The organism is Acinetobacter sp. YH12129, from assembly GCF_013418685.1.
GTDB classification, from domain to species: domain Bacteria; phylum Pseudomonadota; class Gammaproteobacteria; order Pseudomonadales; family Moraxellaceae; genus Acinetobacter; species Acinetobacter amyesii.
Map to the genome: position 1 here is coordinate 1 of NZ_VPBP01000062.1, position 4,581 is coordinate 4,581.

Genomic DNA, 4,581 nt, shown 5'->3' on the forward strand with positions numbered 1-4,581 from the left:
TACGTAATTTAAGGGTTTTCATGTACTTATATTAACAATCAAAACTCAAGGAAAATAGTCCTTAGTTAAATCAAACGACACTTCATGTCGTGTCGCTTATATCTCTGACCTGAAGGACTGAGTTTTAAGCTCCATTTGATAAAATTTAACGGTTGTCTTTAAAGAGAAAACTCCATAATATTTTTATAAAATTATTTTTATTTTTTTCAATTTTATAAAAACTTTTATTAAATCAATATTTATAAGACACTTTAAAGATGAAACAGATCTTCATCCTGCTCACTCTAGCCCTAAGCTCTCAAAGTTTTGCCCAACTCGTTCAACTCAATACAAGCCAATTTGAAAAAGACTTTAACCTCTTATAGCAACAAAAAGGCTATAACGGCCAAATTAAGAGTAATGGCTACATCCACGAAAAATTTTTAGTCACCGGAAAATCGATCATTGATGAACGTGAGCCGGTCAAGATGACAGGCTATTACAAAGCAGATGATGGCCATGATAACATGTATTCAATTTCAGAATATCGTGTGTATTGTGATGACCAAAGCTTTGGTTTTGCACTCATGGACTTTGAAGCAGACGGTCAAAGACTGTACTAACCAATGAGAGTGATTATACCTTTGACTATGAAGATCCCACTCCACGAGACCGTGAGTTTAGTAAAGTCCTCAAAAATGCCTGCAAACACGCCTCACTTAAATGATCAGCCCCATGCGGTATTGAATCAATTAAGCACTGCGAAATACAAAATAGACACATCCAAAAAGGCATAAACCTGCCAACAAATAGTCCAACTTAAAGGGTTGTTTAAAAAGGAAAATCATAAATGGAACAAAGACCAAGAGCGTCACGACTTCTTGTGTGATTTTCATTTGGCCCAATGACCACCCATGTTTGGCCAACAGTCGCGTTGCTGGAATCATAAAACTGTATTCGAGTAACGCGATCGCCCATCCAAATAAAATCGCTTGCCAAAGCGGTGCATCATGTAAAAACTTCAAATGCCCATACCAGGCCAAAGTCATAAAACAGTTGGAAATAATCAATAAAAACAGGGCAAGGGACATAAGCAATCAAGATCGCAAAAAATTGCGCATATTGTACGTTTTTTATCATGATTTCGCGCCTATTTTCCGTGTTTTTATCCTCAAGAAAATTGCGTACATTTGATCAGTTACGAGCTCAATCTTTTTGCACGATCTCATACAAAAAAATCTATCTTTTCGCTAAGACCCTTGCTATGGTTGCTCTCAAATGAAATTAACCTTTTCAACCAAATCTATAATGACAACACCACAATAACAAAGTGATGTGTCGATAAAAGCAGTGGAGTTAGAACGAATGCATCTGCATATCTTGGGTATTTGTGGCACCTTTATGGGTTCATTGGCGCTCTTGGCGCGTGATTTAGGACATAAGGTGACGGGTTCAGACCAAAACGTTTACCCACCAATGTCTACCCAATTGGAAAATGCAGGCATTACCTTAATGCAAGGCTATGACCGTAGCCACCTTCAACCACACCCAGATCTCGTGATTGTCGGCAATGCCATGAAACGTGGCATTGATGCTGTGGAATACATGCTGAACGAAGGCCTGCCTTATATTTCTGGCCCACAGTTCCTAGCGGATCACGTCCTACAAGGCAAACATGTCTTAGGTGTTGCAGGCACTCATGGTAAAACGACAACAACGACCATGCTCGCTTGGGTGCTCGATCAAGCCGGTTTAAACCCAGGCTTCTTGATTGGCGGCGTACCTTTAGGCTTTAGTGAAAGCGCACGTTTAGGCGGTGGTCAATATTTCTGTGTAGAAGCCGATGAATACGATTCAGCATTCTTCGACAAACGCTCTAAGTTTGTACATTACCATCCTAAAACAGCGATTTTAAATAACCTTGAATTTGACCATGCCGATATCTTCGATGATTTGGCTGCGATTCAAAAGCAATTCCATCATCTAGTGCGTACTATTCCAAGTGAAGGCCGTATCATTGCGCCCATCACAGAGACAAATATTGATGAAGTCTTGGAAATGGGTTGCTGGACACCTGTGGTGCGAACATCTTTAGATGCCAATGACCAATCTGAACTGTATGCAGAGCAATTGTCTGCTGACGGTTCACATTTCAAAGTACTGCAACATGGTGTCGTGAAAGGCGAAGTCAAATGGAATATGACTGGGCAACACAGTGTAGCCAATGCTTTGGCAACCATTGCTGCGGCTGAACATGTCGGTGTTTCGATTGAAACGGCGTGTGAAGCACTTTCAAACTTTGGCGGTGTCAAACGTCGTATGGAGCTTTTGGGCACAGTCCGTGGCATTGAAGTGTATGACGACTTTGCACATCACCCAACGGCGATTGATACCACGTTAGAAGGTGCGCGTAAGCGTCTGGGTCAACGTAAACTTTGGGCAGTAATCGAGCCACGTTCTAATACCATGCGCATGGGTAGCCATAAAGATGGCCTTGCACATTCTGCACGCTTAGCGGATGAAGTGATTTGGTATCAACCTGAAGGTTTGGATTGGGATCTACAGCCTGTGATTGAAGCTGCTGCGAATAAAGCCGTCGTGGCGCGTTCACTGGATGACATCATTCAAACTATCGTAAATGAGGCAGGCGAGGGCGATGCCGTGGTGATTATGTCGAATGGCGGTTTTGGTGGTTTACATCAGAAGTTGATCAGTGCATTAAAAGCCTAAACCCACTAGATAAAATAAAAATAGCCCGCGAAGCGGGCTTTTTTTATTTTATTCATACTCAGCTTAAAAATAATGCTGATAGCCTCGGTTTTTATAGCCTGAATCCAGCTTAACCGGCTGTTCAACATTTTCTAATCTTAACAAGGTCGTTAAAAGCGCCTGAATTTGTTCTAGATTGAGCACGTCGGGTTGAAAGCTTGAATGTCCAAAGCGCTGAAACAAACTAGCAATTTCACTATGTCGGTTGACATATTTCATCGACCATTTTGAAAAATCGATTTGATCAATATTTTGATCAGGATAACGCACAATATCCCGATGGCGAGTATCTTTCGCAATATGCTGAAAAAGCTGTTCGAGAGCCGCTTGCTCACCTTGCAGGCATTGGAAGAACCGACCTTCGGCATAGTACAGCACGCCAAAAATACGCTGTTCAGTATTAAAGCTGCGGGCTCTCACCAAAATATCACTTAAATCTTGTATTAAATCAAATTGTTGTTCTACACGTGTACTGGCATAACAGAGTTGTATCATTGTGTTTATTCTTAAAGTATTTGCACGATTTTAACGTAGAAAGCGCTACAGGATGAGTAAATATTTGTATATTTTTTAATCAAATGTGCTTTTTAACTTACAACAGAAAACCAAGATCACGTATACCGATATCACCTTCATTTTTTTAAACTCATACATATTAAAACAATGAAATTATTTCCATTTGAAGATGAATAAAGAGGCCTACCATGCTCAAGAATTTACTCATTTTTTTATCGATCACTTGTGTATATTTTGCTGCCTTGATCATACTGAATAATTTTGGCGTTTCAGATTTTTTAAATGTCGTTATTTGCTCATTTATTTTAGGAATAACACTGCGCACCGTGATTCCTCACTATCTTATTTATTTACTAATGATGATGACCATTGGCAGTATTTATTTTGTACTGAATGACTTTGAATTATTAAATATCATGTGTTTAAGCTTGGTTTTAGGAATATTGATCTGCTCGATTTTGTTCCAATTGTGGCCACATATCGTCAAAACACCATCAACGCTGTTGAAACTCAAACTCAATTGAGCACCACTCATTTTTTAAACTTTCATACAGATAAAAACGCCCGCATCGCGGGCTTTTTTAGGCTTGAACATCGGCTAATGTCTGGTCTCGACGAAACATCACCTCTACATAAGAACAGGTTGGAATAATTTTTAAGTGTTTCTCACGAGCGAACTCCACCAAATGATCCAATAACACACGAGCAACCCCTTGCCCACGTAAGGAATCATCTACCCACGTGTGATTTGCCACAATAGTGTGTTCATCACGCCATAGATAACTCATTTCTGCAAGGCGTACACCCTCAGCATTTAACTGAAAAAATTCACCTTTTTGACCATTATCTTGATGTTGCATAGTCACTGTTTTTTCTTCCTTTTTATGAAAAAATACACCGTGTAACAAACGAGAAAGTGATTGGTACAGAACTTAAACGACCTATATTCAACTGTAGGTGATAATAAATCCGTACACCTTTCACATTAATTAAAAAACAATTAAATCACACTTGCCGGATATTTTTATTGTGGACCTTTATCTCGTCGCTATCTTTGTATTGCTCATTGCTGCAGCATGCTTGGTTGTATCGCTGTATAAATCACGATCTTAATTCAACTTCACAACTAGATTTCAAATAAAACAGCCTGATTGCAATACCATCAGGCTGTTTTTTTTATTTATCCAAATGATTAGATCTCTTTCATAAATCAAAAAACGATCTTATTTTTGGTTAATATTTGCACTCCGGATTTCTTAGCATTCGTGCATAATCTGCGGATGAAATACATCGATTCAAACAAGCTTTCTGATCCTC

Annotated in this window: 5 protein-coding genes; 2 read left to right on the top strand and 3 right to left on the bottom strand. The window is 39.3% G+C overall.

What is annotated here, in order from left to right; genetic code table 11:
* Positions 1-467 precede the first annotated feature (467 nt).
* Positions 468-602: a hypothetical protein gene (locus FTU65_RS16430; protein WP_257222697.1), complete on the top strand. Its 135-nt coding sequence runs from the start codon at positions 468-470 to the stop codon at positions 600-602.
* Positions 603-731: 129 nt separating this feature from the next.
* On the opposite strand, the gene FTU65_RS15905 is transcribed toward FTU65_RS16430, so the two are convergent.
* Positions 732-1,070: a DMT family protein gene (locus tag FTU65_RS15905; protein ID WP_180009155.1), complete on the bottom strand. Its 339-nt coding sequence runs from the start codon at positions 1,068-1,070 to the stop codon at positions 732-734.
* Positions 1,071-1,344: 274 nt separating this feature from the next.
* Between FTU65_RS15905 and mpl the strand changes: the two genes are divergently transcribed.
* A complete protein-coding gene (gene mpl, locus FTU65_RS15910) occupies positions 1,345-2,709 on the top strand; it encodes a UDP-N-acetylmuramate:L-alanyl-gamma-D-glutamyl-meso-diaminopimelate ligase (RefSeq protein WP_180009153.1) in 1,365 nt (454 codons plus the stop codon).
* Positions 2,710-2,772: 63 nt separating this feature from the next.
* Here the strand turns inward: mpl and FTU65_RS15915 are convergent, their stop codons facing one another.
* The gene (locus FTU65_RS15915; RefSeq protein ID WP_180009150.1) at positions 2,773-3,243 is read right to left on the bottom strand and encodes a BLUF domain-containing protein; all 471 of its coding nucleotides are present in this window, start codon (positions 3,241-3,243) and stop codon (positions 2,773-2,775) included.
* A 602-nt stretch (positions 3,244-3,845) separates the two neighbouring features.
* Complete coding sequence (locus tag FTU65_RS15920) at positions 3,846-4,172, bottom strand: GNAT family N-acetyltransferase (protein ID WP_257222695.1); 327 nt, start codon at positions 4,170-4,172, stop codon at positions 3,846-3,848.
* Positions 4,173-4,581 lie beyond the last annotated feature (409 nt).

Bases quoted from the DNA above. Each gene is read 5' to 3' on its own strand.
- mpl (WP_180009153.1), top strand. From the start codon at position 1,345: ATGCATCTGCATATCTTGGGTATTTGTGGCACCTTTATGGGTTCATTG.
- FTU65_RS16430 (WP_257222697.1), top strand. From the start codon at position 468: ATGACAGGCTATTACAAAGCAGATGATGGCCATGATAACATGTATTCA.
- FTU65_RS15905 (WP_180009155.1), bottom strand. From the start codon at position 1,070: ATGTCCCTTGCCCTGTTTTTATTGATTATTTCCAACTGTTTTATGACT.
- FTU65_RS15915 (WP_180009150.1), bottom strand. From the start codon at position 3,243: ATGATACAACTCTGTTATGCCAGTACACGTGTAGAACAACAATTTGAT.